General features: G+C 63.5%; 32 protein-coding genes. 20 read left to right on the plus strand and 12 right to left on the minus strand.

Translation table 11 applies throughout. The annotated features are described in order from the left end of the window. Positions 1–62: 62 nt before the first annotated feature. Positions 63–401, plus strand: coding sequence for a GIY-YIG nuclease family protein (locus FHS78_RS02545; protein WP_167090010.1), 339 nt, complete (start codon positions 63–65; stop codon positions 399–401). Positions 402–479: 78 nt separating this feature from the next. Next, positions 480–926 (plus strand): molybdopterin synthase catalytic subunit MoaE, encoded by a 447-nt coding sequence (gene moaE / locus FHS78_RS02550; RefSeq protein ID WP_167090012.1) that lies wholly within the window; start codon positions 480–482, stop codon positions 924–926. A gap of 44 nt (positions 927–970) precedes the next feature. On the opposite strand, the gene FHS78_RS02555 is transcribed toward moaE, so the two are convergent. Then, positions 971–1,873 (minus strand): branched-chain amino acid aminotransferase, encoded by a 903-nt coding sequence (locus FHS78_RS02555; RefSeq protein ID WP_167090014.1) that lies wholly within the window; start codon positions 1,871–1,873, stop codon positions 971–973. A 269-nt stretch (positions 1,874–2,142) separates the two neighbouring features. On the opposite strand from FHS78_RS02555, the gene FHS78_RS02560 reads away from it, so the two are divergent. The 4 genes from FHS78_RS02560 to FHS78_RS02575 are packed head-to-tail and all read left to right on the plus strand — an operon-like array spanning position 2,143 to position 5,203. Continuing rightward, positions 2,143–2,751: a MarR family winged helix-turn-helix transcriptional regulator gene (locus FHS78_RS02560; protein WP_167090016.1), complete on the plus strand. Its 609-nt coding sequence runs from the start codon at positions 2,143–2,145 to the stop codon at positions 2,749–2,751. Further along, positions 2,748–3,470: a response regulator gene (locus tag FHS78_RS02565; protein ID WP_167090018.1), complete on the plus strand. Its 723-nt coding sequence runs from the start codon at positions 2,748–2,750 to the stop codon at positions 3,468–3,470. Before FHS78_RS02560 ends, FHS78_RS02565 begins: the two co-directional genes overlap by 4 nt. Before the next feature lie 36 nt (positions 3,471–3,506). Next, positions 3,507–4,832: an ATP-binding protein gene (locus tag FHS78_RS02570; RefSeq protein WP_167090020.1), complete on the plus strand. Its 1,326-nt coding sequence runs from the start codon at positions 3,507–3,509 to the stop codon at positions 4,830–4,832. After that, on the plus strand, positions 4,829–5,203 hold the full coding sequence (locus FHS78_RS02575; RefSeq protein ID WP_167090032.1) for a nuclear transport factor 2 family protein: 375 nt from the start codon (positions 4,829–4,831) through the stop codon (positions 5,201–5,203). The genes FHS78_RS02570 and FHS78_RS02575 overlap by 4 nt, the downstream gene beginning before the upstream one ends. A gap of 6 nt (positions 5,204–5,209) precedes the next feature. Here the strand turns inward: FHS78_RS02575 and FHS78_RS02580 are convergent, their stop codons facing one another. The 5 genes from FHS78_RS02580 to FHS78_RS02600 form a co-directional block, all read right to left on the minus strand. Continuing rightward, the gene (locus FHS78_RS02580; protein WP_167090034.1) at positions 5,210–5,563 is read right to left on the minus strand and encodes a tRNA-binding protein; all 354 of its coding nucleotides are present in this window, start codon (positions 5,561–5,563) and stop codon (positions 5,210–5,212) included. Then, entirely contained in the window at positions 5,560–6,204 is a 645-nt protein-coding gene (locus tag FHS78_RS02585) for a TetR/AcrR family transcriptional regulator (protein ID WP_167090036.1), read from the minus strand. The genes FHS78_RS02580 and FHS78_RS02585 overlap by 4 nt, the downstream gene beginning before the upstream one ends. A gap of 67 nt (positions 6,205–6,271) precedes the next feature. Further along, positions 6,272–7,099 carry a pyrroline-5-carboxylate reductase gene (gene proC / locus FHS78_RS02590; protein ID WP_167090038.1) on the minus strand — a complete coding sequence of 276 codons (828 nt, stop codon included), beginning with the start codon at positions 7,097–7,099 and terminating at the stop codon, positions 6,272–6,274. 32 nt (positions 7,100–7,131) lie between these two features. After that, positions 7,132–7,635 carry a type III secretion system chaperone family protein gene (locus tag FHS78_RS02595; RefSeq protein ID WP_167090040.1) on the minus strand — a complete coding sequence of 168 codons (504 nt, stop codon included), beginning with the start codon at positions 7,633–7,635 and terminating at the stop codon, positions 7,132–7,134. Between the two features lie 177 nt (positions 7,636–7,812). Further along, positions 7,813–8,142, minus strand: coding sequence for an accessory factor UbiK family protein (locus FHS78_RS02600; RefSeq protein ID WP_167090042.1), 330 nt, complete (start codon positions 8,140–8,142; stop codon positions 7,813–7,815). A 163-nt stretch (positions 8,143–8,305) separates the two neighbouring features. Between FHS78_RS02600 and lgt the strand changes: the two genes are divergently transcribed. The 14 genes from lgt to FHS78_RS02670 all read left to right on the plus strand — a co-directional run bounded on the left by lgt (position 8,306) and on the right by FHS78_RS02670 (position 19,653). Continuing rightward, positions 8,306–9,211: a prolipoprotein diacylglyceryl transferase gene (gene lgt, locus FHS78_RS02605; RefSeq protein WP_167090044.1), complete on the plus strand. Its 906-nt coding sequence runs from the start codon at positions 8,306–8,308 to the stop codon at positions 9,209–9,211. Then, positions 9,208–10,326 carry a class I SAM-dependent methyltransferase gene (locus tag FHS78_RS02610; protein ID WP_167090046.1) on the plus strand — a complete coding sequence of 373 codons (1,119 nt, stop codon included), beginning with the start codon at positions 9,208–9,210 and terminating at the stop codon, positions 10,324–10,326. Before lgt ends, FHS78_RS02610 begins: the two co-directional genes overlap by 4 nt. Before the next feature lie 39 nt (positions 10,327–10,365). Beyond that, positions 10,366–11,184: a peptidoglycan editing factor PgeF gene (gene pgeF / locus FHS78_RS02615; RefSeq protein ID WP_246220324.1), complete on the plus strand. Its 819-nt coding sequence runs from the start codon at positions 10,366–10,368 to the stop codon at positions 11,182–11,184. 113 nt (positions 11,185–11,297) lie between these two features. Next, the gene (locus FHS78_RS02620; protein ID WP_167090048.1) at positions 11,298–12,422 is read left to right on the plus strand and encodes a hypothetical protein; all 1,125 of its coding nucleotides are present in this window, start codon (positions 11,298–11,300) and stop codon (positions 12,420–12,422) included. Positions 12,423–12,596: 174 nt separating this feature from the next. Beyond that, on the plus strand, positions 12,597–13,529 hold the full coding sequence (locus tag FHS78_RS02625; RefSeq protein ID WP_167090050.1) for a ribose-phosphate pyrophosphokinase: 933 nt from the start codon (positions 12,597–12,599) through the stop codon (positions 13,527–13,529). A gap of 151 nt (positions 13,530–13,680) precedes the next feature. Further along, complete coding sequence (locus tag FHS78_RS02630; RefSeq protein ID WP_167090052.1) at positions 13,681–14,352, plus strand: 50S ribosomal protein L25/general stress protein Ctc; 672 nt, start codon at positions 13,681–13,683, stop codon at positions 14,350–14,352. A 24-nt stretch (positions 14,353–14,376) separates the two neighbouring features. Then, positions 14,377–14,997, plus strand: coding sequence for an aminoacyl-tRNA hydrolase (pth, locus tag FHS78_RS02635; RefSeq protein WP_167090054.1), 621 nt, complete (start codon positions 14,377–14,379; stop codon positions 14,995–14,997). Between the two features lie 16 nt (positions 14,998–15,013). Beyond that, positions 15,014–16,123, plus strand: coding sequence for a redox-regulated ATPase YchF (gene ychF, locus FHS78_RS02640; RefSeq protein ID WP_167090056.1), 1,110 nt, complete (start codon positions 15,014–15,016; stop codon positions 16,121–16,123). 9 nt (positions 16,124–16,132) lie between these two features. Further along, on the plus strand, positions 16,133–16,606 hold the full coding sequence (locus FHS78_RS02645; RefSeq protein WP_167090058.1) for a MaoC family dehydratase: 474 nt from the start codon (positions 16,133–16,135) through the stop codon (positions 16,604–16,606). Beyond that, complete coding sequence (locus tag FHS78_RS02650; RefSeq protein ID WP_167090060.1) at positions 16,606–17,082, plus strand: MaoC family dehydratase; 477 nt, start codon at positions 16,606–16,608, stop codon at positions 17,080–17,082. The genes FHS78_RS02645 and FHS78_RS02650 overlap by 1 nt, the downstream gene beginning before the upstream one ends. A 21-nt stretch (positions 17,083–17,103) precedes the next feature. After that, positions 17,104–17,793, plus strand: a complete 690-nt coding sequence (locus FHS78_RS02655; protein ID WP_167090062.1) for a dienelactone hydrolase family protein — start codon at positions 17,104–17,106, stop codon at positions 17,791–17,793. A gap of 202 nt (positions 17,794–17,995) precedes the next feature. Further along, positions 17,996–18,433, plus strand: a complete 438-nt coding sequence (locus FHS78_RS02660; protein ID WP_167090064.1) for a MarR family winged helix-turn-helix transcriptional regulator — start codon at positions 17,996–17,998, stop codon at positions 18,431–18,433. Positions 18,434–18,547: 114 nt separating this feature from the next. Then, a complete protein-coding gene (locus FHS78_RS02665) occupies positions 18,548–19,057 on the plus strand; it encodes a glutathione peroxidase (protein WP_167090066.1) in 510 nt (169 codons plus the stop codon). Positions 19,058–19,203: 146 nt separating this feature from the next. Beyond that, positions 19,204–19,653: a DUF4823 domain-containing protein gene (locus FHS78_RS02670; protein ID WP_343041921.1), complete on the plus strand. Its 450-nt coding sequence runs from the start codon at positions 19,204–19,206 to the stop codon at positions 19,651–19,653. A 28-nt stretch (positions 19,654–19,681) separates the two neighbouring features. Here the strand turns inward: FHS78_RS02670 and FHS78_RS02675 are convergent, their stop codons facing one another. The 6 genes from FHS78_RS02675 to FHS78_RS02705 all read right to left on the minus strand — a co-directional run bounded on the left by FHS78_RS02675 (position 19,682) and on the right by FHS78_RS02705 (position 25,321). Next, complete coding sequence (locus FHS78_RS02675; protein ID WP_167090070.1) at positions 19,682–20,332, minus strand: class II aldolase/adducin family protein; 651 nt, start codon at positions 20,330–20,332, stop codon at positions 19,682–19,684. Continuing rightward, entirely contained in the window at positions 20,325–21,422 is a 1,098-nt protein-coding gene (mtnA, locus tag FHS78_RS02680) for an S-methyl-5-thioribose-1-phosphate isomerase (protein ID WP_167090072.1), read from the minus strand. Before mtnA ends, FHS78_RS02675 begins: the two co-directional genes overlap by 8 nt. A gap of 48 nt (positions 21,423–21,470) precedes the next feature. After that, a complete protein-coding gene (locus FHS78_RS02685) occupies positions 21,471–21,998 on the minus strand; it encodes an adenine phosphoribosyltransferase (RefSeq protein WP_167090074.1) in 528 nt (175 codons plus the stop codon). 35 nt (positions 21,999–22,033) lie between these two features. After that, on the minus strand, positions 22,034–22,915 hold the full coding sequence (locus FHS78_RS02690; RefSeq protein ID WP_167090076.1) for an S-methyl-5'-thioadenosine phosphorylase: 882 nt from the start codon (positions 22,913–22,915) through the stop codon (positions 22,034–22,036). Positions 22,916–23,072: 157 nt separating this feature from the next. Continuing rightward, positions 23,073–23,882 (minus strand): cytochrome c1, encoded by an 810-nt coding sequence (locus tag FHS78_RS02695; RefSeq protein WP_343041918.1) that lies wholly within the window; start codon positions 23,880–23,882, stop codon positions 23,073–23,075. 17 nt (positions 23,883–23,899) lie between these two features. Continuing rightward, complete coding sequence (locus FHS78_RS02705) at positions 23,900–25,321, minus strand: cytochrome b (protein WP_246220325.1); 1,422 nt, start codon at positions 25,319–25,321, stop codon at positions 23,900–23,902. Positions 25,322–25,323 lie beyond the last annotated feature (2 nt).

The raw sequence follows: 25,323 nt of genomic DNA on the forward strand, positions 1-25,323 counted from the left end.
TCCTCACCCTGAGGAGGATGCGCAGCATCCGTCTCGAAGGGCGAGGCCAGGGAGCCTGCCAAGTGAATGCTTTCGTCTATATTCTTCGCTGCGATGACGGAAGCTACTATGTCGGCTCTGCGCGCGGATCGCTTGAAAGACGAATCCTCGAACACAATTCAGGCGCCTATCGCAGCTACACGTTCAATCGAAGACCGGTAACCCTTGCCTTTTCGGAGAGCTTTGAACGAATTACCGACGCTGTCGCCGCAGAGAGAAAACTGAAGGGCTGGAGCCGCGCCAAGAAAGAAGCCCTTATCGCCGGCGATTTCGGGCAATTGAAGGATTTATCGAAATCGCGGCGCACACCTCGGCCTCGTCCTTCGAGACGGCCCTGCGGGCCTCCTCAGGATGAGGCGTAAGTCAGAACTGATCCCTCACCCTGAGGAGGATGCGCAGCATCCGTCTCGAAGGGCGAGGCCGAAGAAGCAAAGGTCGTCATGATCCGCGTCCAGACAGAGGATTTCGACATCGGCGCCGAAGTGGCCGCCCTCTCGAAAGACCGCCACGATATCGGCGCGGTCGTCACCTTTTCCGGCACGGTGCGCGACAAGACCGGCGACCTCGTCGCGCTGGAACTCGAACACTATCCCGGCATGACGGAGAAGGAACTCACGCGCATCGAAGCCGAAGCGCAGGCACGCTGGCCGCTGGAGGCGAGCCTCGTCGTGCATCGCGTCGGACGCCTTCTGCCCGGCGAGAATATCGTGCTCGTCGTCACCGCCTCCGCCCATCGGCAGGCCGCCTTCGAGGCGGCGGAGTTCCTGATGGACTATCTGAAGACCCGCGCCCCCTTCTGGAAACGCGAGGAAACGGCAGAAGGCGGCGACTGGGTGGATGCGCGCGACAGCGACGACACAGCGGCGGCGCGCTGGACAAAAAAATAGGGCCGCCCGAAGGCGACCCCATCTTCCATTCATGTTGGCCCGTATCAGCCATTGGCGACTTTCGCCTTGTCCTGATGCGCATACACAAGGGCCATGTAGTCCTTGTACAGATTCTCGGAAATCTCACCCGGCGTGAACCTGTAGGGGCCGATCTCGCCCACCGGCGTCACTTCCGCCGCCGTGCCGGTGATGAAGCATTCGGAGAAGTCTGCCATCTCTTCCGGCTTGATATGGCGTTCGATTACTTCGAGCCCGCGCGCCTTCGCCAGGTCGATCACCGTGCGGCGCGTGATGCCGTCGAGGAAGCAATCGGGGGTCGGCGTATGGATGACGCCGTCCTTGATGAAGAAGATGTTGGCGCCCGTCGCCTCGGCCACATAGCCGCGATAGTCGTACATCAGCGCATCGGCATAGCCCTTGTCCTCGGCGGCATGCTTGGAGATGGTGCAGATCATGTAGAGACCCGCCGCCTTCGCATCGGACGGCGCCGTCTCCGGCGAGGGCCGCTTGTACCCTGCGATATCGAGACGGATGCCCTTCTTGCGCTGTTCCGGATCGAAATAGGACGGCCATTCCCACGCCGCGACCGCCAGATTGATGCGGTTCTTCTGCGCGGAGACGCCCATCATCTCGCTGCCGCGCCAGGCCACCGGACGGATATAGGCATCTTCCAGCTTCTGGGCGGCAAGCTCGGCCCGGCAGGCCTCGTCGATCTCATCCACCGTATAGGGAATGTCGAAGCCGAGAATGCGCGCGGAATCGACCAGACGCTGCGAATGTTCATGCAGCTTGAAAATCTCGCCGCCATAGGCCCGGCAGCCTTCGAATACGCTGCTGGCATAGTGCATTCCATGCGTGAGTACATGCACCTTGGCGTCCGACCACGGCACCAATTCGCCGTTGAACCAGATGTAGCCATCGCGTTTGTCGAAGGGAATATCTGCCATGATTCCGCTCCCTGGCGTTATGTTGTGAGGCTCGCTTGGGCTCGATTTCGCCATAGACAACAGGCCGCCTCTTGCCTCTTTCGGTCTATCCGGTGGAGCCTCTTCCGGGCCCGGCCGCATATCCCGCTTGGGTGTTATGGGGCTGTCTATATTATCGTCTGGAAGAATCGAGGATGCCACCCGCCTTCGGGAGGCCGCTTACTCAACCCAGCGAGCGAAGAGAGGCTAGCGCTGCGGAAAAAATATGTCAATATGGCTGACATAAAATCATGCCGATTGCGACAGCGGTGAAAAAGCACGTGACCAAGGAGACGCCCGCCCCGCAAAGGGCCCGAGAAACCGACCCCGCCGAAAGCGGCGCGGACCCGGCTGTCGAGGCCGACGATGCGACGCGCCTCGTGGAGGCGATCGAACTCCTGTTCTTCGCCTATCGGGACTTCATCTCCGATCCGGATGCCCTGCTGGCGGAATATGATTTCGGCCGGGCGCACCACCGGGTCATCCATTTCGTCGGGCGGAACCCCGGCATTACGGTGGCCGAACTCCTCGATATTCTCCGTATTACCAAACAAAGCCTCGCCCGTGTGCTGAAGCAGCTCATCGAGCGCGGCTTCGTGGCGCAGGAGACCGGCCGCAAGGACCGCCGCCAGCGCCTGCTCTACCTCACCGAGGCGGGGCGCGACCTGAACGACAGGCTGGCCGCCCCGCAGCACGAGCGCGTCGCCCGCGCCCTTCTGGAAGCCGGCGCGGAGGCCGGCGGCAATGCGGAGGATGCCTGGCGCAAGGTGATGCTGGCGCTTCTCAACAAGGAAAACCGGTCGGAGGTGGAAGACCGCCTTGCCGACGGCCGGGACCGCCCGAAAGGACGAAAGCCATGAGCGCCGCCGGAGAGCCCGATACCGCGGCCGCGCCCCTGCCCGGCGACGATGCCCCGCATGTACTCATCGTGGACGACGACCGGCGCATCCGCGAATTGCTGAAACGCTTTCTGAGCGAAAACGGCTATCGCGTCACCGTGGCCGAACACGCGGCCGATGCGCGGGCAAAGCTCGAAGGGCTCGCCTTCGACCTCATCGTGCTCGATGTGATGATGCCGGGCGAAAACGGTTTCGACTTCGCCAGTGCCGTGCGGCGAACCTCCAACGTGCCGATCCTGATGCTGACCGCGCGCGGCGATGCCAGCGACCGGATCGACGGGCTGGAGCGCGGCGTGGACGACTATCTCGCCAAACCCTTCGAGCCGCGCGAACTGCTGCTGCGCGTCGGCACCATTCTGCGCCGGGCACGCGCCCCAGGCGGCGGCGCGGCCTCCGGCGCGCTGACTTTCGGCGGCTGCGAATTCAACCCCCAGCGCGGCGAACTCCGCCGCGACGGACAGCTCGTCCGGCTGACGACGCGCGAAGTGCAGCTCCTGCGCATCTTCGCCGCCCATCCCGGCCAGACGATTTCGCGCCTCGATCTTTGCGAGAACGAAGCGGCGGAACGCTCTATCGACGTCCAGATCAACCGGCTCCGCCGCAAGGTCGAGGACGACCCCCGAAATCCGCTTTACCTGCAGACCGTGCGCGGCGAAGGCTACGTACTGATGCCGGATTGATGCGCACACAGAAGAAGCGGAACGAATAGAGTGTCGATGACCCGTTTCATCAAGAACATGCTGCCGCGAGGCCTTTACGGCCGATCGCTCATCATCATCGTGGCGCCGATGGTGCTTTTGCAGATCGTCGTGACCTATATGTTTCTGGAACGGCACTGGCAGCTCGTGACCGAACGGCTCTCCGCCAGCGCCGTTTCCGAGATCGCCCTGCTGCTGAACGAATATGAGCGCGAGCCGACAAGGGAACGCGCCGAGACGCTCTCGAAGGAAGCGCGCGAAACGCTGACGCTTTCCGTCGCCTTCCTGCCGGGCGAGAAACTGCCCGACACGCCCGCGTCGACCGGCGGCCTGCTGGAAAGCTCGCTGAGCGCCAATCTGCGCGAAAAGGTGCAGCGCCCCTTCTGGATCGATACCAGCCGATACACCGATTATATCGACATCCGCGTCGCCTATAATGGCGGCGTCATGCGCACGCTCTCGCCGGCGAGCCATGTCTATGCGACCAACTCGCATATCTTTCTGGTCTGGATGGTCGGCACCTCCTTCGTGCTGGTCGTGGTCGCAATCCTTTTCCTGAGAAACCAGATCCGTCCCATCGAACGGCTCGCGGAAGCCGCAGAAGGCTTCGGCATGGGGCGGGACGTGCCGAGTTTCCGCCCGCGCGGCGCATCGGAAGTCCGCCGCGCCGCGGAAGCCTTTCTCGACATGCGCAACCGCATCGAACGCCAGATCGCCCAGCGCACCGCCATGCTGGCCGGGGTGAGCCACGACCTGAGAACGCCGCTCACCCGTATGCGTCTCGAACTCGCCATGATGGGCGACGACCCGCAAGTCCAGGAGATGCGCAAGGATATCGACGAGATGCAGCGCATGCTGGACGACTATCTGGAATTCGCGCGCGGCCATCGCGGCGAAGCGACGGAAGAAACCGACCTCGGCGATTTGCTGCGCGAAACCTGTAACGACTGGCAGCGCAAGGGCTGCAACGTCACCGTTACCGTGCAGGGCGATCTGCATGTGCCGCTTCGCCGAAGCGCCTTCAAACGCTGCCTCGCCAACCTTGTCGGCAATGCCTGCAAATATGGCGACAATGTCTGGATCACCGGCTTTCGCGATATGAGCGATCCGGGCGCGGATATCGAAATCGTGGTGGACGACGACGGTCCGGGCCTGCCCGACGATCAGCTCGAGGAAGTGTTCCGCCCCTTCTACCGGCTGGACGACAGCCGCAACCTCGATGAAGGCGGCTCAGGCCTCGGCCTTGCCATCGCCCGCGACATCGCGCGCGGCCATGGCGGCGACATTACGCTCTCGCGCAGCCCCGCGGGCGGCTTGCGCGCCATCGTGGACGTGCCGGTATGAACGATCTCCCCCTGATGGTGCGAAAATGGCAGGCGGCCTGGCAGGCACTCGACCCGCAAGCCGTGGCCGCGCTTTATGCGCCGGACGGGACGCATATGAGCGGCGTGGTGCGCGAAAGACTGGGCAAGGAAGATGCGACCCTGCACGGACGCGACGAAGTGCTCGGCTATGCGACCGCCTCAGCCAGGGCGCTCGAAAGCTTCCGCGCCGATATTCTCAGCGTCATCGCGGAAGGCGACGACGATACGGGCCGCGCGGCGGTGGAATACCTGCGTATCCTGAACGGCAACGACGCCAGCCCGATGCGCGTGATGGAAGCGATGGAGTGGCGCGGCGGCAGGATCACCGCCTGCCGGGTGTTTCATTTCTGACAGGGGTCAGGCGAGCCGCGCCCCGTCCGGCAGGTCGCCGTCGACGCCCGCCAGCACGATCCGTCTCTCTTCATCCGGAAAGCCGAGCGTCAGCACCTCCGACATGAAGGGACCGATCTGGCGCGGCGGAAAATTCACCACCGCCATCACCCGCCGCCCGACCAGCGCCTCGGGCGTATAGTGGTCGGTGATCTGGGCGGAGCTTTTCTTCACGCCGATATCCGGGCCGAAATCGATGCGGAGCTTGATGGCGGGCTTGCGCGCTTCCGGGAAAGGGGCGACTTCCACCACCGTACCGATGCGGATATCGACTTTCAGAAAATCGTCGAAGGAAATCTCCGGCGCCGCTTTCCCGCTCATGCCGCATCCTTCGCATCGTCATTTTCGGGCTTCCCGCGACGCGCGGCCGGGCGCGGACGCTTCGACATGAAGTCCTGCGCGCGGGCGAACCACTCCTCGCCCTGCCGCAACCGCTTGTCGAGGGCGGCCATGGTGCGCGCCTGATCCTCGTCGTCGTCGAGCCAGACTTTCAGAAGGCGCGCCCAGAAAAGCGCCAGGCCCCGCACGCGGATAAGCCCGCGCCAGCCCGAACTGTCGATCCCCGCCGCCTCCAGCATCCACCCCATGGACTGGAGCGTGGAGGGGATGAGCGCAAGCGCCGCCACGGGGTCGCGCTCCAGATCCTCTGTAATACGCTTCAGCGCGGGCTTGTCCTGCGCCATGGCGTCGAAGCGCAGCATGACGACATCGAACAGGCGGTCGCGGACGGGCTCGTCCGCCAGTTCCTCCTCATCCGCCATCTTCAACACCTGCGCATCGATGCGCCGTGCATAGGCAGCGAGGATCTGCGCCTTTGAGGAAAACAGCGCGGATAGCTCGCCCAGGCCGAGCTTCGCTTCCCCGGCAATGTCGGCGAGCGACAAATCCGTCCAGCCGCGCTTCCCGGCGAGCCGGAGCGCGGCATTCACGATCTTTTCTTCCGGGGTCAGTTTACGCGCCATAATGCCTCTCCTGTCCGTTCCGCAAAGGAGGATAGTCGGGAAGCCAACGGAAAACGAGGTGTGGGGATTACTTACCCAGCTCGCGGCCCCGGTCGCGCGCGGCCAGAGCGGCTTTCTTCATCAGTTCGCTCAGCGCATCGCCGCCCATCAGCACGTCGAGCGCCGCCGCCGTGGTGCCGCCCGGCGAGGTGACGTTCCGGCGCAGCGTTCCGGCATCGAGGTCGGAGCGGTACAGCATCTCGCCCGCCCCGCTTACCGTGGCGCGGGCAAGCCGCATCGCGGTGTCTTCCGGCAGGCCCAGCGCAACGCCCGCCCCGGCCATCGCCTCGACCATATGGAAGACATAGGCCGGACCGCTGCCGGAAATGGCGGTGACGGCGTCCATCAGCGCCTCGTCCTCGATCCAGACGGCGTCGCCGACAGCCGCCAGAAGACCGTCGGCAAGCGCTTTTTGCGCCTCGCTCACACACGGATTGGCAAAGGCGCCGCTGATGCCGCGCCCCACCGAAGCGGGCGTATTGGGCATGGCGCGCACAATGGCCGCGCCGCCGCCGAGCAATTCGTCGAGCCTGCCCGCTCCCACGCCCGCCGCGATGGAAACGAACAGCGTCTCCGGCGCAACGAGGGGCCGAAGCGCCGGCAGTACTTCCGGCATGGCCTGGGGCTTTACCGCCAGCACCACGGCGGCCGGTTTCAGCGCGGCAAGATCGTCGATGGACGCATCGAGGCGCACGCCGCGTTCCTTCGCCAGCGCGGCGACTTCGTCGGGCAGGTGGGGATCGCGGATCGCGACGAGTCCGGGCGCGACGCCGCCATCGAGCCAACCGCTGAGCAGCGCGCCGCCCATCTTCCCGGCCCCCACAAGGACCAGCGGACGTTCAAGATCGATTGCCATGACGATTATCTCTGACGCTTGGGCCCGATTTCTCAGGCATTACCTTCTGTTTCGAACATGGCCGCGGCAATCGCCTCCTCGGCGGTCTTGCCGGCCCACATCACGAACTGGATGGCGGGATAATAGCGCTCGCAGGCCTCTACCGCGAGACGCAGCAGCGCTTCGCATTGTTCCGGTGTCGCCGACGCCCCGCCGCAGAGCAGCAGGGAATTGCGGAACAGGATCACCCCGTCCTCCGACCAGATGTCGAAATGGCCGGACCAGAGCTGCTCGTTGATGAGGGTCAGCAGATGACGGATGGCAGGCCGCTTGTCGGCGGGTACGCGCACATCCAAGGCGCAGGCGATATGGAGCCCCGCCAGATCGGTCCGCCAGTTGAGGGAAATCTGATAGTCGCGCCACTCGCCCGCGACGCAGATATTCAGCTCGTCCTCGTGACTACGCTCGAAAAACCAGTCGCGTATGGAGGCTACCTGTTCAAGGAGATCGAGCGGATTGGCGTCGAAATCGTCGGCTTGAAGCACAGAGCCCGTCATATATGTCCCCGCATCGAACGCAGTCCCCTGCGGCGCGGGCACCCCATATATGGGGGACGACCCGGCCCCGAAACACAAATTAACCGTGCCCGATGCTTTGAGTCGGCGCAAGCCCGCGCCCGGTCGAAAAGCCGGGGAGACTGGGGACAAGTGAAATTAGCTGGGGATAGACCGCGCTTATTCGGCCGTCTTGGCCGCGGGTTTCTTCTTCGGGGCGGCCTTTTTGGCGGCAGGCTTCTTCGCCGCCGTTTTCGCGGCCGGTTTGGCCGCCTTTTCCAGCGCCTCGATCCGCTTCTTCAGCGCCTCGTTTTCCTCGCGCGCCAGACGGGCCATGTCCTGCACCGCCTCGAACTCCTCGCGATGGACGAGATCCATATCGGCGATGAGACGTTCGGCCTGGGACCGGATCACCGTTTCCACTTCCGTGCGCACTCCCTGAGCGGCGCCCGCGGCATTGGTGAAAAACCGGCTCATCTCTTCGAGAATCTTGTTCTGGGTCTGCGTCATGGCTCTGGCTCCGTTCAGGGTGGCGGGCACTCTAACTTGCAGGCGGCGTCCTGCGAACCCCGCTATTTGACGCGCCTTCCCCATAGATAGGGAGCCGAGGTTGACTCGGCCACGCCCGAAGTCAAACTAGCGCCGCCCGCCCCACCCAGCCGGACCGAAATCCATGCACAGCGCCGCCATCGTCTTTCCCGATATCGATCCCGTGCTGATCTCATGGGGCCCCGTCGCCATTCGCTGGTATGCGCTGGCCTATATCGCAGGGCTCGTTCTGGGCTGGCGCTACATCGTCTCCATGGTGGAAACGCCGGGCCTGTGGAAAGGCCCCGCGCCGCTCGACCGGGAGATGGTGGACGATTCGCTGCTCTGGGCCGCGCTCGGCGTCATTCTCGGCGGCCGCCTCGGCTATGTGCTGTTCTACAATCCAGCCTTCTACTGGGAACACCCGCTCGACGCGCTGAAGGTCTGGCATGGCGGCATGTCCTTCCATGGCGGCACGATGGGCGTGATCGTGGCCATGTGGCTCTTCTCGCGCTCCCGGAAGATCCAGCCCCTCACCATGCTGGACCTGGTGACCGCCGCCGCCCCTATCGGCCTCTTCTTCGGCCGCATCGCCAATTTCATCAATGGCGAACTCTGGGGCCGCGCGACCGAAATGTCATGGGGCGTGATCTTCTGCAACCAGCGCATCGCGCTCGAGCATGGCGGCTTCTGCCCAGCGGGCGACCTGCCCCGCCATCCGAGCCAGCTCTACGAGGCGGCGCTGGAAGGCCTCCTCCTCTTTTTGCTGCTGCGCCTCTTCACCCACAAAACGAACGCCCTGCAGAAGCCGGGCACCATCGCCGCCCTGTTCCTTGTCGGCTATGGCGCGGCGCGCACCTTCGTCGAATTCTTCCGCCAGCCCGACGAGCAGTTGGGCTTCCTCTATGGCAACTGGCTGACCATGGGCATGCTGCTTTCCGCCCCGATGGTGTTGCTGGGGCTGGCGCTCTTTGCCTATCTGGGCGGCTTCGGCCTTGAATGGCGCAAAGGCGGCGCGAAGAAAACCGAACCTGCCAAAGAAACCAAATGAGCGACGCGCCGACGCCGCTGGCCTTGCATATCGCCCGGCTGATCGAGGAAACGGGACCGATCACCGTCTCGCAATTCATGGGCGCTGCGCTCGGTCATCCCGATCACGGCTACTACGTGACGCGCGACCCGCTCGGCGCGAAAGGCGACTTCATCACCGCGCCGGAAGTGAGCCAGATGTTCGGCGAGCTGATCGGCCTGTGGCTTGCCGATTGCTGGATGCGCCAAAGGACGGATACGGGGACGCCCTCTCCCTTTCGCCTCGTCGAGCTGGGACCGGGGCGCGGTACGCTGATGGCCGACGCGCTGCGCGCCATGAAGAGCGTGCCCGGCATGGCCGCCGCCGCGCATGTGCATTTCGTGGAAACGAGCCCGGCGCTGCGCGCGGAACAGGAAGCCCGCGTGCCCGATGCGTCATGGCATGACCGCTTCGCGGATGTGCCGGAGGGCCCGACCTTCCTCATCGCCAACGAGTTCTTCGATGCGCTGCCCGTCCGGCAATTCGTGAAAACCGCGCAAGGCTGGTGCGAACGGCATGTGGCGCTGGCGGACGGCGCCGGCGCCGAGGCGCCCCGTTTCGCCTTCGCGCTCTCGCCCGTGCCGCTGAAGGACGAAAGCGCGATCCCGCAAGGCGCACGCGGCGCACCGGAAGGCAGCATCGCCGAACTCTCCCCCGCCTCCACCGCCATCGCTCAGGAGATCGCCGCGCGCATCGCCGACCAGGGCGGCGCCGCGCTCATTATCGACTACGGCCATGCCAGAAGCGCGGCGGGCGACACGCTCCAGGCCATGCGGGGCCACGGCTTTGCCGACCCGCTGGAGAATCCCGGCGAGGCGGACATTACGGCGCATGTCGATTTCGAAACCATCGCGGCGGCCGCGAAGGCAGGCGGCTGCGCAACCTTCGGGCCGGTCGAACAGGGACGTTTTCTCGCCGAACTCGGCATTCAGGCGCGGGCCGAGGCGCTGGCCCGCACGGCCTCGCCGGACCAGATCCGCGACATCGGAACGGCACTCCAGCGCTTGACCGCGCCGGACCAGATGGGCAGCTTGTTCAAGGTGCTGGGACTGCTCCCGGCCGGCGCGGAACCGCCGGCTGGATTTACCGGTTCGTGAACCGGCCCGCGTGCCTTCGTGGCAAATGGAGTAAAGCCCATGTCCACTCGTTTGACGTCATCCGAAACGACGCCTGCAACCCGCCCCGTGACCGCCAAGGCCATGGAGGTGGCGACGCATCTCCGGCACGGTTTCTTCACCCGCGAAGGCGGCGTGTCGAAGGGCATCTATGCCTCGCTCAATTGCGGCTTCGGCTCCGACGACAAGAAGGAGGCCGTCGCGGCGAACCGCAAACGTGTGGCCACTTCGCTTCACGGGGACAGCGAAAAGCTTATCTCGCTGAATCAGGTCCACTCCGCCAGATGCGTCTATGTGGAGGAAGCCTGGGCGCCCGGCGAAGCCCCGCAAGCCGATGCCATGGTGACCGACCGCGCCGGGATCGCATTGGGCATCCTGACCGCCGATTGCGCGCCGGTTCTTTTTGCCGACAAGCAGGCCCGTATCGTCGGCGCCGCCCATGCCGGCTGGAAGGGCGCCTTTTCCGGCGTGCTGGAAGCGACGATCGCCGAGATGGAAAAGCGCGGCGCACAGCGCAACCGGATCGTCGCGGCGGTCGGCCCCTGCATCTCGCTCGATGCCTATGAAGTGGGGCCGGAGTTCCACGACAATTTCATGGACGCCGATCCGGCCAATGCCGAATGGTTCCAGCCCTCCGAACGGAACGGGCATTTCATGTTCGACCTGCCCGGATATGTGGAAGCGCGCCTGCACAAGGCCGACCTCGCCGGCGTCGCGGTGACCGGCCATTGCACCTATCAGGAGGAAAAGCGCTTCTTTTCCTATCGCCGCGCGGTCCACCGGGCGGAGAAGGATTACGGCCGCCAGATCTCGACGATCATGCTGCGCCCCGCCGACTAGGCGGCAAACGGCAAAATTTCCCCGAATCGCGGTAAGATTCAAACCGGATTGAAGAATGTGCCGCCTCCTTCGGGAACAGGGGAGACACCCGGCACATCGAGGGGATGACCGGCGTGGCCGCATCGGCAGCGAGCAGAAGCAGGATCGGCAGGAGCCGCCGCAAGCGGCGCAGGCACAATTCGCCTGCCACGCGCCGCGCCAGCATGGCGAGCGCGCTGGCGCTGATGGTCTTTGTCGCCTGTGTCGACAACGCCGCCCCCGCGGGCGCCGCCTCCCCCACACCGCAGAACGCCGCCACCGCACAAGCCAACCCGGCAGCCCCGATCCGTATCCGCGCCGTACGCGACACGCCGGAAGCCGCCGCGCAGATATTCGGCACCCTGCTCGCCCGCGAGGCCCGGCAGGACAAGCTGCCGCTGGACGCCGACACGGCCCGGGGCGACTACACGCTGCGCGGCGCACTGGGCGCCGGCCAGGGTCTCGAAGGCGTCTATCTGATCGCCGTTCTCGACCTCCACGGAAAAGAGGATACCCGTCTCCATCGCGTGGTGACGGAAGCGCGCGCCACCGGCCCGGCCGCCGCGCAGGCCGCCTCGCATGACGGACAGGGCGCAGGCGCCGCCGTCTGGGAACGGGTCCGGCAGCAGGATATGGAGCGTCTTGCCGCCGAAAGCGTGGCCCGGCTGGCGCAATGGTACGCGGCGAACCGGAAGACCCCGGCCCGTTCCGCCACCAGCATGGTGGCGACGAACGCCCCGGCCGGGGACGAAGCCGGGGACGACGCTCTCATAACCGGCAGCATAAGGCCCGACCTGCCGGTGACGACACCCGACGGCAAGGGCGGGCCGGGACAAAGGCTCGCCGCCGCCTCGCCCTTCCGCATCGATGTCGCCCCGGCCCCCGGCGATGGCGACCGGGCGCTGACCTCCGCCATGGAAAAGGCGCTGGCCGAGCGGCTGAAAGAGCGCCCGGAAGAGATGACGGACGGCCCCTACAAGGTGACGGGGGAAGTCGTGACCGCCTCGCGCAATGACGGGCAAACCGACGTCTCCATCCGCTGGGTACTGAAGGGCCCGCAAGGCAAGACGCTGGGCGAGGTTCGCCAGAACCGGGCCGTCGCGGCCGCCGCCATTGCCGGGCATTGGGGCCCGCTTGCCGAGCAGGCCGCCCGCGCCGCCGCCGAGGGCATTCTGAAGCTCATGGCGCCCGCCGGGCCCGCAAAGGCCGCTCAGGGCTGACGAAAGCATGGAAAACGGGGCCGGTCATATGTTTACACCTTCCGGCCCCCTTGCTAAAACGCGCTCGCGCCGTCATCGGAACGTCACGTCATCAAGCGTCGTGTCCGGGCGGCGATTTTCTGTTGGGGCTCGCGTCGGGGGTACACTCCCTGACCGGCGGTCAGGGGTAACGCCATGAAACTCGTCGCTGGGAACTCGAACCGGGCGCTCGCCGAGGCGATTGCCGCCTACCTCAACCTGCCGTTGACAAAATCGGTCGTCCGGCGCTTCGCGGATATGGAAGTTTTCGTGGAAATCCAGGAAAACGTCCGCGGCGAGGATGTGTTCGTCATCCAGTCGACCTCCTACCCCGCCAACGACCATCTGATGGAACTGCTGATCATCATCGATGCGCTAAAACGCGCCTCGGCGAAACGCATCACGGCGGTTCTGCCCTATTTCGGCTATGCCCGCCAGGACCGCAAACCGCAGGCCCGCACGCCGATTTCGGCGAAGCTCGTGGCCAATCTGGTGACCACGGCGGGCGCCGACCGCGTGCTGACGCTGGACCTCCATGCCGGGCAGATCCAGGGCTTTTTCGACATTCCGACCGACAATCTCTTTGCCGCGCCGGTGCTGACCAGCGACATCCAGAGCCATTATGACGGCGAAAAGCTGATGGTCGTCTCGCCGGATGTCGGCGGCGTGGTGCGCGCCCGCGCCATCGCCAAGCGGATCGACGCGGACCTTGCCATCGTGGACAAGCGCCGCGAGCGCGCCGGCGAGTCGGAGGTCATGAACATCATCGGCGACGTGAAGGGCCGCTCCTGTATTCTGGTCGACGATATCGTGGACAGCGCCGGGACGCTCTGCAACGCCGCGCAGGCGCTGCTGGACCAGGGCGCGACGCAGGTCTCCGCCTATGTTACGCATGGCGTGCTGTCGGGCGGCGCGGTCGCCCGCGTCTCCGCCTCCGCGCTGAAGGAACTCGTCATCACCGATTCCATCCATGCGACGGAAGCGGTCCGCGTCTCCTCCAATATCCGCGTCGTCTCCATCGCCCCGCTGATCGGCGAGGCGATGCTGCGCACGGCCGAGGAACGCTCGGTTTCGAGCCTGTTCGACTGATTACCCTTATCGCCGTTAACGCCCGCTGCTGGTTGAGTTTTCCGCTCTCCGGCGCTATAAGGCGGGCCTGTCCGCACTTCCACACCCCTGGAGGAGATATGCGGACCTGATCGAGGGCCGTTAAGGCCCCGTTTTTATTGGAGAAATTGAAATGGCCGAGACGACAAAGCTCGAGGCCCGTTCGCGTGAGAAGACCAGCAAGGGGGCTGTTCGTTCTCTCCGCCGCGAAGGCCGGGTCCCCGCCGTGATTTACGGCGACAAGAAGTCCCCCATCCTGATCGACCTCAGCTACAAAGAGGTTTCCAAGCTCTATCACACGGGCACCTTCCTTTCGCACACGCTCGACATCGAGGTGGACGGCAAGAAGGAACATGTCATTCCGCGCGATGTGCAGCTGGAGCCGGTGCGCGACTTCATCATCCACGTCGATTTCCTGCGTCTCGGCAAGAACGCCACCATCACCGTGGCGATCCCGGTCCACTTCATCAACGAAGAAGCCTCGCCGGGCCTCAAGGCCGGCGGCGTGCTGAACGTCGTTCGTCATGAAGTCGAACTGGTCTGCCCCGCCTCCGCCATTCCGGAGTCGATCGAAATCGACCTCGCCGGTTACGAGATGGGCGATTCGATCCACATTTCGTCGGTGAAGCTGCCGGCCAAGGTGGAACCGGCCATTGCCGACCGCGACTTCACCATCGCCACCATCGCAACGCCCGCGGCCGTGCAGTCCGCCGAATCCGGGGAAGAGGCCGAAGAAGCCGAAGCCGGGGAAGAAGCGCCTGCGGCGGAAGAAGGCGGCGAAGACTCTTCCGGCTCGGAAGAGTAACGGCGGCCGGGGGCGCGAGGCGCTATGCTGCTCCTTGTCGGCCTTGGCAATCCGGGCGCGAAATACGCCCGCAACAGACACAATGTCGGATTCATGGCGGCGGATGCGATCATCCGCCGCCATTCCTTTTCTCCCGAGCGCGCGCGCTTCCAGGCCATGGTCTCGGAGGGTGTGCTTTCCGGCGAGAAGGTGCTGGTGATGAAACCGACCACCTATATGAACGAAAGCGGCCGCGCGGTCGGCGAGGCGATGCGCTTCTTCAAGCTCTCGCCTGCCGATGTGGTGGTGATGTATGACGAGCTGGACCTCGACCCGGGAAAGATCCGCATAAAGACGGGTGGCGGCGCGGCGGGGCATAACGGCATCCGCTCCATCACCTCGCATATCGGACCGGAGTTCCGCCGGGTGCGCATCGGCATCGGCCATCCGGGCCGCAAGGAAGCCGTGATGCCTTACGTGCTGGGCGACTTTTCCAAGGCGCAGCACACCGACTGGCTGGACGCGATGCTGGATGCCATCGCGGACGCGGCGCCCCTGTTGGCGGAAGGCAAGGATGCGACCTTTGCCAACAAGGTGCATCTGGCGGTTCATCCCGAGCCGCCGAAAAAGGCCCGGCCGGCAAACGACACAAAACCGAACGAGTAACGAGAGAGACCTCATCATGGGCTTCAAATGCGGCATTGTCGGCCTTCCCAATGTGGGCAAGTCCACGCTTTTCAACGCGCTGACACAGACCGCGTCCGCCCAGGCCGCGAACTATCCCTTCTGCACCATCGAGCCGAATGTCGGCGAAGTGGCGGTGCCCGATCCGCGCCTGCCGAAACTCGCCGAGACGGCGGGGTCCAAGGAGATCATCCCCACCCGCCTCACCTTCGTGGACATTGCGGGCCTGGTGAAGGGCGCGTCCAAGGGCGAAGGCCTCGGCAATCAGTTCCTCGCCAATATCCGCGAGGTAGACGCAATCGCCTATGTGCTGCGCTGCTTTGAAGACGGCGACGTCACCCATGTCGAAGGCCGCGTGGACCCGCTGGCCGATGCCGACATCGTCGAAACGGAACTGATGCTGGCCGACCTCGAAAGCCTGGAGAAGCGCACCGTCACGCTCGAAAAGAAAGCCAAGACCGGCGACAAGGAAGCCAAGCAACTCCTCGCCCTCGTGGAGATCGCGCTCGGCTATCTGCGCGACGGCCGCCCCGCCCGCACCGCGCTGGCCGACGGCAAAATCTCCGAGGAAGACCGCAAAGCCTGGGAAATGCTTCAGCTTCTGACGGCAAAGCCCGTGCTCTATGTCTGCAATGTGGACGAAGAGGCCGCCGGCACCGGCAACGAACACTCGGAGCGCGTAATGGAACGCGCCAAGGCTGAAGGCGCGGAAGCCGTCGTCATCTCCGCCCGCATCGAGGAAGAGATCGCGCAGCTCCCCAATGAGGAGCGCGCCGACTATCTGGAAACGCTGGGGCTGGAGGAAGCGGGCCTCGACCGCCTCATCCGCGCGGGCTACACGCTGCTCGACCTCATCACCTATTTCACCTGCGGCCCGAAGGAAACCCGCGCCTGGACCATCACGCGCGGCACCATGGCCCCGGCGGCGGCGGGCGTCATCCATACGGATTTCGAGAAGGGCTTCATCCGTGCGGAAACCATCGCCTATGATGATTTCGTATCGCTAGGCGGCGAGACGGCCGCGAAGGATGCGGGCAAGATGCGGCTCGAAGGCAAGGAGTATGTGGTGCATGACGGCGACGTGATGCATTTCCGCTTTGCAAACTAAGAGGGTGGCATGAGCGAGCCGGAACTCTATTGGGAAGATTTCGAGCCGGGCACGACGCGCGAATTCGGCGAAAAGCACGTGACGCGCGAAGAGATCGTCGATTTCGCCAAGGACTACGATCCCCAGCCCTTTCATCTCGACGAGAAAGCGGGCGAAGCCTCCATCCTGGGCGGCCTTTGCGCCAGCGGCTGGCATAGCTGCGCCATGCTGATGCGCATGCTTTGCGACGGTTTCCTGCTGAAAAGCGCCGCCATGGGCTCTCCCGGTCTGGATGAAGTGCGCTGGCGCAAGCCCGTCTATGTCGACGATGTTCTGCATGTACGCCAGACCTGCCTCGAAACCCGCGTCTCGAAAAGCCGCCCGGAAATGGGGCTCGTCAAATTCCAGTCGGAAGTCATGAACCAGAAGGACGAGGTCTGCATGATCTCGACCGGCTGGATGATGATCGGCCTGCGCAACCCCGCCTCCAGGGAGAGTGCCTGATGCCCTGGTTTGAAGACATTGCCATCGGCGAGACAACCGACCTCGGCAGCTACACCTTCGAGGCGGACGACATGATCTCCTTCGCCTCGAAATTCGATCCTCAGCCTTTCCATATCGATGAGGGAGCCGCCAAGGCGAGCGCCTATGGCGGGCTCATCGCCAGCGGCTGGCACACCTGCTCGGTCTGGATGAAGCTGATGGTGAAAACCCGGATCGCGGAAAAGGCGCGCAACGGCGCGGACGACGGCAGTCCGCCCGGCGGCCCCTCCCCCGGCTTTCTCGACCTCAAATGGCCGACACCGGTGCGCGTGGGTGATAGGGTGACCTATTCGACAGAGGTGATCGAGAAGGTCGACCTCAAAAGCAGGCCCGGTCTCGGCATCGTGCGCAGCCTCAACAAGGGCGTGAACCAGAATGGCGAGCTGGTGATGAGCTTCATCGGCCAGGGCCTCATACAGAAACGGGACCATTCATAAGACGACCAGGGAGGAGAGGACATGGCTCACAAGGGTGAAATGATCACGCTGAAAAGCGGCGACGGCGCGGACATCCTTTGCTACAGCGTGAAGGCGGAAGGTACCCGCCCGGGCGGCAGCAAGGCCGGCCTCGTCCTCATCATGGAAATCTTCGGCGTGACCGATCACATCAAGGATCTCTGCGACGACTATGCCGCGCGCGGCTTCGACGTGATCTCGCCCCAGCTTTACGACCGCCAGTCGAAGGACTTCAAGGCGACCTACAGCCAGGAAGACATCCAGACCTCGCTCGACCTGCGTGCCAAAAATTCCTACGAGAACACGGTGCTCGATACGCAGATGTGCATCGACAAGCTGCGCGAACAGGGTAACGAGAAGGTCTTCATCACCGGCTATTGCTATGGCGGCTCGGTAAGCTGGGTGGCGGCCTGCCGCGCAACCGGCCTCGACGCGGCCTCCTGCTATTACGGCGGCGCCATCAAGGACTTCATCGACGAAATGCCGAAATGCCCGACCATCTGCCATTTCGGCGAGAAGGATCACTCGATCCCGATGGAAGTGGTGCGCGAGGTGGAAGCCAAGCACCCGGAAGTGAAGGTCTATGTCTATGACGCGGACCACGGCTTCAATTCAGACCGCCGCAACAATTACGACAAGGCCGCCGCCGACCTGGCACTCGAACGCACGCTCGCGCTCTTCGACGGGTCGTGAGGACGCCTTCCCCCGCCCTCCTCCGCTGTCATCCCGGCATTCATTGCCGGGATCCACTCGCTTATCCACTTGCCGCAAGGCCAATGGGTCCCGGGAACAAGTCCCGGGACGACACCTCTATTTAACAACATCCCACAATTCAATTGCGTCATCGTTATTTCCGCCCATATTGAGGAAAACAACCCCAAAAGGCGGAACCGAGATGACGCAACCCGAAGACCCACAGGCGCTCGACAACCAGCTTTGCTTCGCCCTCTATTCCACATCTCTCCTGATGACCAAGGCCTACAAGCCGCTGCTGGCCGAGATCGGCCTCACCTATCCCCAATATCTCGCCATGCTGGCGCTGTGGGAGGAGGACGGCGTGACGGTGAACGCGCTGGGAGGCCGCCTTTATCTCGATTCCGGTACGCTGACGCCACTGCTGAAGCGGCTGGAGACCGCCGGCCTTATCACCCGCGCGCGCAGTGCGGTGGATGAGCGGCAGGTCCTGATCCGGCTCACAGGAGAGGGCCGCGCGCTGAAGCGGAAAGCGGCCAGGATCCCGGGAAAAGCCGCCGTCGCAGCGGGCCTCCCCCTTTCCGACCTCATCTCGCTCCGCCGGAAACTGAAAAAGCTCCGCGCACATCTCGCCGCCTGACCGCGGCCTCCCGCGCTCACAGTTTTGTGATAATTAAATTGTGCACAATATAATTGATTGCACTATGTTATCGGAAACAATCCCCGACGCGCTACCGCCTGAAGGAGCCCTGCCATGTCCGGAAACAAGTCCGACAAAACCGCCTATGACTTCGAGTTCGAGAGCCTGAACGGCAAGCCGATGCCCTTGAGCGAATTTGCGGGCCGCCCGCTCCTGATCGTCAACACCGCCTCCAAATGCGGCTTCACGCCCCAATACAAGGAGCTGGAAGCGGTCTGGCAGAGGCACAAGGATGACGGCCTCGTCGTGCTGGGCGTGCCCTCGAACGACTTTGCCAATCAGGAACCGGGCTCAGGCGACGAAATCGCGCAGTTTTGCGAGATCAATTTCGGCGTCGACTTCCCGCTCACCGAAAAAGTGCATGTGAAGGGCGGCGACGCTCATCCCCTCTTCCAATGGCTGGCCAAGCAAGGCGGCTTCCTCTCCAAACCCCGCTGGAACTTCTACAAATACGTCATCGGCAAGGACGGCAAGCTCGTGGACTGGTTCGCCAGCACGACAAAACCGAACGCCCCAGAAGTGGAAGCGGCATTGAAAAAGGCGTTGGGGAAATCAACTTCGTAAATCAAGGCTCACTTTGTTATTGCATAGCCCCATCTCACAGATCACTCTCAATACGAATACGGATTGGGGGGAAAGCGAATGGTCAAATACTGGGTTTTGCCGCGGCGGCACTGCTGCTGGCGGGCTGTGCAAGCAAATACAAACCGATTTCCTACGAAGGCCCGTCCACTCGTCTTGAACAAGGCGCCGATTTCTACGTAGTGCTTCCCGAAGACGGTCGATACCAGGATACTGTCTATTCCGGATCGGGCTACATGACCGCGCAGGCCATATCGCAGGCATTGGCACCTTACTCAAACAGAGCCTTCCAGGCATCCGCCGTAGAACCTCTGGAAGAGGCTCTGGCAAAAGCGCGTCAGGGGAACTTCCGATATCTTTTCAATACAAAGATTCTCCACTGGGAAGATCGTGCGACGGAGTGGTCCGGAATTCCCGACAAGATCACGCTCCAGATGGAAGTCTATGATGCCACCACTGGCGAAAAACTTGCCTCGGAAACCTCCAAGGCAAGCAGCAAATGGGCAACATTCGGAGGAGACCACCCACAGGATCTACTTCCGATCCCGGCCGAGTCTTTTGTAAAACAACTCTTCTGAATTGCCTCGGACGGCAATCGCGAGGCCATCAACTCCGCCGCCCGTAGGTCCTGAACTTCTCGACATTCACCGCCATTTCCTCATCGGAGAGAAGCGGCGGATCGCCGATCTGGAGGGCGCGCCAATATTGCCCGGAAAGCGTCTCCACCTCATGGGCGAGATGCAGCGCGTCTTCCACCGTTTCGCCGAGCGCGATCTGTCCGTGATGGGCAAGAAGGCAGGCCTTGCGGCCTTCGAGCGCGGAAAGTGCATGGTCGGCCAGCGCCGCCGTGCCAAAGGTAGCGTAAGGCGCGCAGCGAATGTCGCGCCCGCCCGCCACGGCGACCATATAGTGGAAAGCCGGAATGTCCTTGTGCATCACGGCGAGCGAAACGGCATAGTCGGAATGAGCATGCACGATGCCCCCGACGTCATCCCGCTCGCGATAGATGCCCGTATGCATCTGCCATTCGCTCGACGGCGGCAGCTGGCCGTCCAGAAGGTTTCCCTCAAGGTCGAGCTTTACGAGATCGTCCGGGACGAGGTCGGTGTAAGCAACACCCGACGGCGTGACGAGAAACCCGCCCTCGCAGCGCGCCGAGACATTGCCGGACATTTGCGGCGAGAGGCCTGTATAGGCGAGGTCCAGCGCGGCGTCGATCACGCATTGCCGCAGCCAGTCCTCGTCGCGCTCAGCCATTCTTCCGTTCCGGATAGAGCTTGAGGAGCCCCTCTTTCGAGGCCTCCGCGATGCCGCGCTCGGTGACGAGCGCCGTCACATAGCGCGAGGGCGTGACGTCGAACCCGAAATTAGCCGCCCCGCTCTCCGGCGCGGAGACCTGGACGGTCACAATCTCGCCTGTGTCGGTCCGACCGGTCAGATGCGTCACTTCATGCGCGGAACGCTGTTCGATCGGAATGCCGGCGACGCCATCGTCGAGCGTCCAGTCGATCGTGGTATGGGGCAGCGCGACATAGAATGGTACGTCATTGTCATGCGCGGCCAGCGCCTTCAGATAGGTGCCGATCTTGTTCGCCACATCGCCCGTGGCGGTGGTGCGGTCGGTGCCGACGATACACATATCGACAAGCCCGTGCTGCATGAGATGCCCGCCCGCATTGTCCGGCACGATGGTATGCGGCACGCCGTGACGGCCCAGCTCGAAGGCGGTGAGCGATGCGCCCTGATTGCGCGGCCGGGTCTCGTCCACCCAGACATGCACGTCGAGCCCCTTGTCATGCGCCATATAGATGGGCGCAAGCGCCGTGCCCCAGTCGACGCAGGCGAGCCAGCCCGCATTGCAATGGGTGAGGATATTGACCTTGCCGCCTTCATTCTTCCCGGCGGCCGCCTCGATCAGCGTCAGCCCGTTCTCGCCGATGCGGCGGCAGATCTCCACATCGTCGTCGCAAATGGCCGCCGCCTCCTTGTAGGCCGCCTCCATCCGCGCATTGTGCCCGTGCGGATGAACCGCGGCGCGCATGCGCTCCAGCGCCCAATGAAGATTGACCGCCGTGGGCCGCGTCGCGCCCAGCATCGCAATCGCTTCCTCAAGCCCGGCATCCGACGCATCGTCGCGCATCGCAAGGCAGACGCCATAGGCCGCCGTCGCGCCGATGAGCGGCGCGCCGCGCACCAGCATGTCCTTGATGGCGCGGGCGGCATCGTCCACCGTCTTCAGCGTTTTCGTCTCGAAGCTGAAAGGGAGTTTCGTCTGGTCGATGATTTCCACCGACCAGCCATCTTCATTGACCCAGATGGTGCGGTAATGCGTTCCGTCGATCTTCATCTCTTATTCCCTTTCAGACCGGGGACGGACAGCGTCAGGGAAACGGGGTCACTCGCCGTCGAAGGTGCAGAGCGAGAGCACCTCGATATCCATGGCCTCCAGCTTTTCACGGCCGCCAAGTGCGGGCAACTCGACCACGAAGCTCGCGCCGGGCACGCTGGCGCCCGCGCGGCGGAAAAGCTTGATCGCCGCTTCCGCCGTGCCGCCCGTGGCAATGAGATCGTCCACCAGCAGCACCTTGTCGCCTTCCTTCACGGCATCGGCGTGGATTTCCACCATGTCCGTGCCGTATTCGAGCTCGTATTCCTCGCCGATCGTTTCCCAGGGCAGCTTGCCCTTCTTGCGCACGGGCACGAAGCCGAGGCCGAGCTGATGCGCCACCGCGCCGCCCAGGATGAACCCGCGCGCCTCGATCCCCGCCACCACGTCGAAGGCGGCACCCTTGTGAAGCTGGACCAGCGAATCCACCGCCGCGCGAAACCCCGTCCTGTCGCGCAGGAGCGTGGTGATGTCGCGAAACATGATCCCTTCCTTGGGATAGTCCGGGATGGTGCGAATGAATTGCGTGATATCCATGAAATCTCTCCCCTATGGCGACCGTGAAATGCGGATCAGCCGAGAACGCGGCCGGCCACGGCGTCGAGCTTTTTCAGAAGCGCCGGATCGATCTTGTCCGGCGCGGTGATGATGGCGGCTTCCAGCGCCTCGTCGATGGGCGACGGCTCGCGCTCCGGCCCGAAACTTTCGGCAAAGCTGCGCAGCATGTCGCGCGACTTGTCGGCATTGCCGGAAAGCACCTGGATGACGGCGGATACATCCACATCGTCATGATGCGGGTGCCAGCAATCGTAATCCGTCACCATGGCGACGGTGGCGTAAGGGATCTCCGCCTCGCGGGCGAGCTTGGCTTCCGGCATGTTGGTCATGCCGATAACCGAACAGCCCCAGCTGCGGTAGATCTCCGATTCCGCCAGCGTGGAAAATTGCGGTCCTTCCATCACGAGATAGCTGCCGCCGCGCGATACCGGAATATCGTTCGCCTTGCACGCCGCCTCCAGATGATCGCCAAGCCGCGGGCAGACCGGCTGCGCCATGGAGACATGCGCCACACAGCCCTCGCCGAAGAAGCTCTTCTCGCGCTGGAAGGTACGGTCGACGAACTGGTCGACGATGACGAAAGTGCCCGGCGGCAGCTCTTCCTTGAGCGAGCCTACGGCGGAAACGGATACGATGTCTGTCACGCCGACGCGCTTCATCGCATCGATATTGGCGCGGTAATTGATGCTGGTCGGCGAATGAGGATGCCCCCGCCCGTGACGCGGCAGGAACACCATCTCCAGGCGGCGCCCGCCCGAAAGCGGCAGCTCGCCGAAATGCAGCTCGTCGGAGGGCTCGCCCCAGGGGCTTTCCACCCGCTCCCAGCGCTCGTTTTCGAGCCCCGGAAACTCATAGACGCCGCTGCCGCCGATGACGCCCAACACAGTTTTCGTCATGCCAATTTCCGCCTCTCTCATTCGTCATGCCCGGCTTCGGACAGGCCGTGACGACTGGGTGTTTTTCGATTTCCGATATAACAGACCAATATCACGACGCCATAAAAAAGGGCCCCCGCAAGGGAGCCCTTTTCGATCTGCGGGGGTCGGCCCGTGCTCAGTGCACGTCGGACCAGACCTTGCGCGTGGCGAAGTAGAGAATGCCGGCCAGCGCGATGAGATAGATCAGCACCTGGAAGCCCATCTCGTGGCGCTGTTCCAGCTTCGGCTCGGCGACCCACATCAGGAAGGCCGTCACGTCCTGCGATTCCTGATCCAGCGTGGTCGGCGTCCCGTCCTCATATTCCACCTGATCGGCAAAGAGCGGCGCCGGCATGGCGATCGCTCCGCCCGGGAAATACGGGTTGTAATGGGTACCGGGCGCCATCTCGCGGCCCTCCGGCGGGTCCTGATACCCCATCAGCAGCGCATGGATGTAGTCGGGACCGCCTTCGCGGGCCTTCGCCATGACGGAAAGGTCCGGCGGCGCCACGCCGAGCGCGGCCGCGGCCTGCTCGGGGTTCGCGTAAGGCGACGGGAACGGATCCTTGGGAAGGCGCGGACGCTCTTCCATGTCGCCGTCGCCGTTCAGTTCCTCGATCGTGTACTCGGCCGCGATGACCTTCACCTGCGCTTCAGAGAACGCCGGCCCGCCCTCTTCCGCGAGATTGCGGAACTTGAGCAGATGAGCCGAATGGCAGGTGGCGCAGACTTCCTTGAACACCTTGAAGCCGCGGCGAAGCTGGCTCTTGTCATAGGTGCCGAAAGGACCGTTGAAGGACCAGTCGATCGCTTCGGGTTCGTGAGCCTCGGACGCTGCGCTGGCCGGCTGGACGCCGAAGGCGAAGCCGGTGGCAATGACGGCACCGGCCATGACGACGCCCATCGCGCGGCGGCCAAGAACGGACTGGATCATGGTTTTCATCATTCTTTCCATTCCCTCTCTTACGCCTCGGCCGTCGCGGCTTTTTTGCCGAGTACCGATTCCGAGATGCTGGACGGCAGGGATTGCGGACGCTCCACAAGCCCCAGAACCGGGAACAGCACCAGGAAGTGCAGGAAGTAGTAGATCGTCAGGATCCGCGAGAGGTCCGTCACATCGAAGGCGAAGTCGACGCGCGAAGCGACGAATTCGAGCTTGTTGTCCTCGACATGCTCTTCGACCTTGAAGTCGTCCTCGGGGCTGAGACCCTGCTCCTTGGCAGCGGTCGTCACGGCTTCCAGCGCTTCGCCGCGCGTATCGTAGATGCCGATCTGCGTGTCGCTACCGAACAGAACATTGCTCGGAAGCTGCGCACCGCACCAGCCCAGGATGATGCAGACCACCAGGTGAATCCAGAAGAACTGGCGATAGAGCGGGCGGAACCGGGCCGACCGCACCTTGGAGGTGTCGAGCCAGGGCAGCACGAACAGCACGCCGATCGCAGCGAACATCAGCAGCACGCCGCCCAGCTTGTCCGGCACGGCGCGAAGGATCGCGTAGAACGGCAGGAGGTACCATTCGGGCACGATATGCGCCGGCGTCTGAAGCGGGTTGGCCTCGACATAGTTCGCGGCTTCGCCCAGACCGTTCGGGTTGTAGAAGACGAAATAGGCGAACAGGATCAGGAAGACCGACATGCCGAATGCGTCCTTGACGGTCGCATAGGGGGTGAACTTCACCGTGTCCTTGGCCGGATCCTTGACCTCGATGCCCGAGGGATTGTTCTGCCCCGTCACATGCAGCGCCCAGACATGGAGAATGGTGACGCCCGCGATCAGGAACGGGAACAGGTAATGCAGCGAGAAGAAACGGTTCAGCGTCGGATTGCCGACGGAAAAGCCGCCCCACAGCCATTCGCGGATCGGGTCGCCCACGATCGGGATGGCACCGAACAGGTTCGTGATCACCGTGGCGCCCCAGAAGCTCATCTGGCCCCAGGGAAGCACATAGCCGAAGAAGGCGGTCGCCATCATCAGCAGATAGATCAGCACGCCGAGAATCCACAGCACTTCGCGCGGCGCCTTGTAGGAGCCGTAATAGAGACCGCGGAACATGTGGATATAGACCGCGATAAAGAACATCGAGGCGCCGTTGGCGTGAATGTAGCGCAGCAGCCAGCCATAGTTCACATCGCGCATGATGTGTTCGACGCTGGCGAAGGCCAGGTCCACATTCGGCGTGTAATGCATGGCGAGAATGATGCCGGTGATGATCTGAATGCCCAGGCACATCGACAGAATACCGCCGAACGTCCACCAGTAATTCAGGTTCTTGGGCGTCGGATAGTCGACGAAGCTGTCATTGACGAGGCGCAGAACGGGAAGCCGATCGTCAAGCCAGCGCGTCAAACCGTTGCCCGGCGTGTAGGTGCTTTCGCCACTCATAT

The organism is Parvibaculum indicum, assembly GCF_011762095.1.
Lineage (GTDB): Bacteria > Pseudomonadota > Alphaproteobacteria > Parvibaculales > Parvibaculaceae > Parvibaculum > Parvibaculum indicum.

Excerpts from the sequence above, each read along its gene's own strand:
- FHS78_RS02610 (WP_167090046.1), top strand. The coding sequence starts at position 9,208 with ATGAGCGACGCGCCGACGCCGCTGGCCTTGCATATCGCCCGGCTGATC.
- FHS78_RS02560 (WP_167090016.1), top strand. The coding sequence starts at position 2,143 with ATGCCGATTGCGACAGCGGTGAAAAAGCACGTGACCAAGGAGACGCCC.
- FHS78_RS02580 (WP_167090034.1), bottom strand. The coding sequence starts at position 5,563 with ATGAGCGGGAAAGCGGCGCCGGAGATTTCCTTCGACGATTTTCTGAAA.
- FHS78_RS02690 (WP_167090076.1), bottom strand. The coding sequence starts at position 22,915 with ATGACGAAAACTGTGTTGGGCGTCATCGGCGGCAGCGGCGTCTATGAG.
- FHS78_RS02655 (WP_167090062.1), top strand. The coding sequence starts at position 17,104 with ATGGCTCACAAGGGTGAAATGATCACGCTGAAAAGCGGCGACGGCGCG.
- ychF (WP_167090056.1), top strand. The coding sequence starts at position 15,014 with ATGGGCTTCAAATGCGGCATTGTCGGCCTTCCCAATGTGGGCAAGTCC.
- mtnA (WP_167090072.1), bottom strand. The coding sequence starts at position 21,422 with ATGAAGATCGACGGAACGCATTACCGCACCATCTGGGTCAATGAAGAT.
- proC (WP_167090038.1), bottom strand. The coding sequence starts at position 7,099 with ATGGCAATCGATCTTGAACGTCCGCTGGTCCTTGTGGGGGCCGGGAAG.
- FHS78_RS02650 (WP_167090060.1), top strand. The coding sequence starts at position 16,606 with ATGCCCTGGTTTGAAGACATTGCCATCGGCGAGACAACCGACCTCGGC.
- pgeF (WP_246220324.1), top strand. The coding sequence starts at position 10,366 with ATGTCCACTCGTTTGACGTCATCCGAAACGACGCCTGCAACCCGCCCC.
- FHS78_RS02595 (WP_167090040.1), bottom strand. The coding sequence starts at position 7,635 with ATGACGGGCTCTGTGCTTCAAGCCGACGATTTCGACGCCAATCCGCTC.
- pth (WP_167090054.1), top strand. The coding sequence starts at position 14,377 with ATGCTGCTCCTTGTCGGCCTTGGCAATCCGGGCGCGAAATACGCCCGC.
- FHS78_RS02675 (WP_167090070.1), bottom strand. The coding sequence starts at position 20,332 with ATGGCTGAGCGCGACGAGGACTGGCTGCGGCAATGCGTGATCGACGCC.
- FHS78_RS02705 (WP_246220325.1), bottom strand. The coding sequence starts at position 25,321 with ATGAGTGGCGAAAGCACCTACACGCCGGGCAACGGTTTGACGCGCTGG.
- FHS78_RS02630 (WP_167090052.1), top strand. The coding sequence starts at position 13,681 with ATGGCCGAGACGACAAAGCTCGAGGCCCGTTCGCGTGAGAAGACCAGC.
- FHS78_RS02645 (WP_167090058.1), top strand. The coding sequence starts at position 16,133 with ATGAGCGAGCCGGAACTCTATTGGGAAGATTTCGAGCCGGGCACGACG.
- FHS78_RS02570 (WP_167090020.1), top strand. The coding sequence starts at position 3,507 with ATGACCCGTTTCATCAAGAACATGCTGCCGCGAGGCCTTTACGGCCGA.
- FHS78_RS02665 (WP_167090066.1), top strand. The coding sequence starts at position 18,548 with ATGTCCGGAAACAAGTCCGACAAAACCGCCTATGACTTCGAGTTCGAG.
- FHS78_RS02565 (WP_167090018.1), top strand. The coding sequence starts at position 2,748 with ATGAGCGCCGCCGGAGAGCCCGATACCGCGGCCGCGCCCCTGCCCGGC.
- FHS78_RS02685 (WP_167090074.1), bottom strand. The coding sequence starts at position 21,998 with ATGGATATCACGCAATTCATTCGCACCATCCCGGACTATCCCAAGGAA.
- FHS78_RS02600 (WP_167090042.1), bottom strand. The coding sequence starts at position 8,142 with ATGACGCAGACCCAGAACAAGATTCTCGAAGAGATGAGCCGGTTTTTC.
- FHS78_RS02575 (WP_167090032.1), top strand. The coding sequence starts at position 4,829 with ATGAACGATCTCCCCCTGATGGTGCGAAAATGGCAGGCGGCCTGGCAG.
- moaE (WP_167090012.1), top strand. The coding sequence starts at position 480 with ATGATCCGCGTCCAGACAGAGGATTTCGACATCGGCGCCGAAGTGGCC.
- lgt (WP_167090044.1), top strand. The coding sequence starts at position 8,306 with ATGCACAGCGCCGCCATCGTCTTTCCCGATATCGATCCCGTGCTGATC.
- FHS78_RS02660 (WP_167090064.1), top strand. The coding sequence starts at position 17,996 with ATGACGCAACCCGAAGACCCACAGGCGCTCGACAACCAGCTTTGCTTC.
- FHS78_RS02625 (WP_167090050.1), top strand. The coding sequence starts at position 12,597 with ATGAAACTCGTCGCTGGGAACTCGAACCGGGCGCTCGCCGAGGCGATT.
- FHS78_RS02695 (WP_343041918.1), bottom strand. The coding sequence starts at position 23,882 with ATGATGAAAACCATGATCCAGTCCGTTCTTGGCCGCCGCGCGATGGGC.
- FHS78_RS02555 (WP_167090014.1), bottom strand. The coding sequence starts at position 1,873 with ATGGCAGATATTCCCTTCGACAAACGCGATGGCTACATCTGGTTCAAC.
- FHS78_RS02585 (WP_167090036.1), bottom strand. The coding sequence starts at position 6,204 with ATGGCGCGTAAACTGACCCCGGAAGAAAAGATCGTGAATGCCGCGCTC.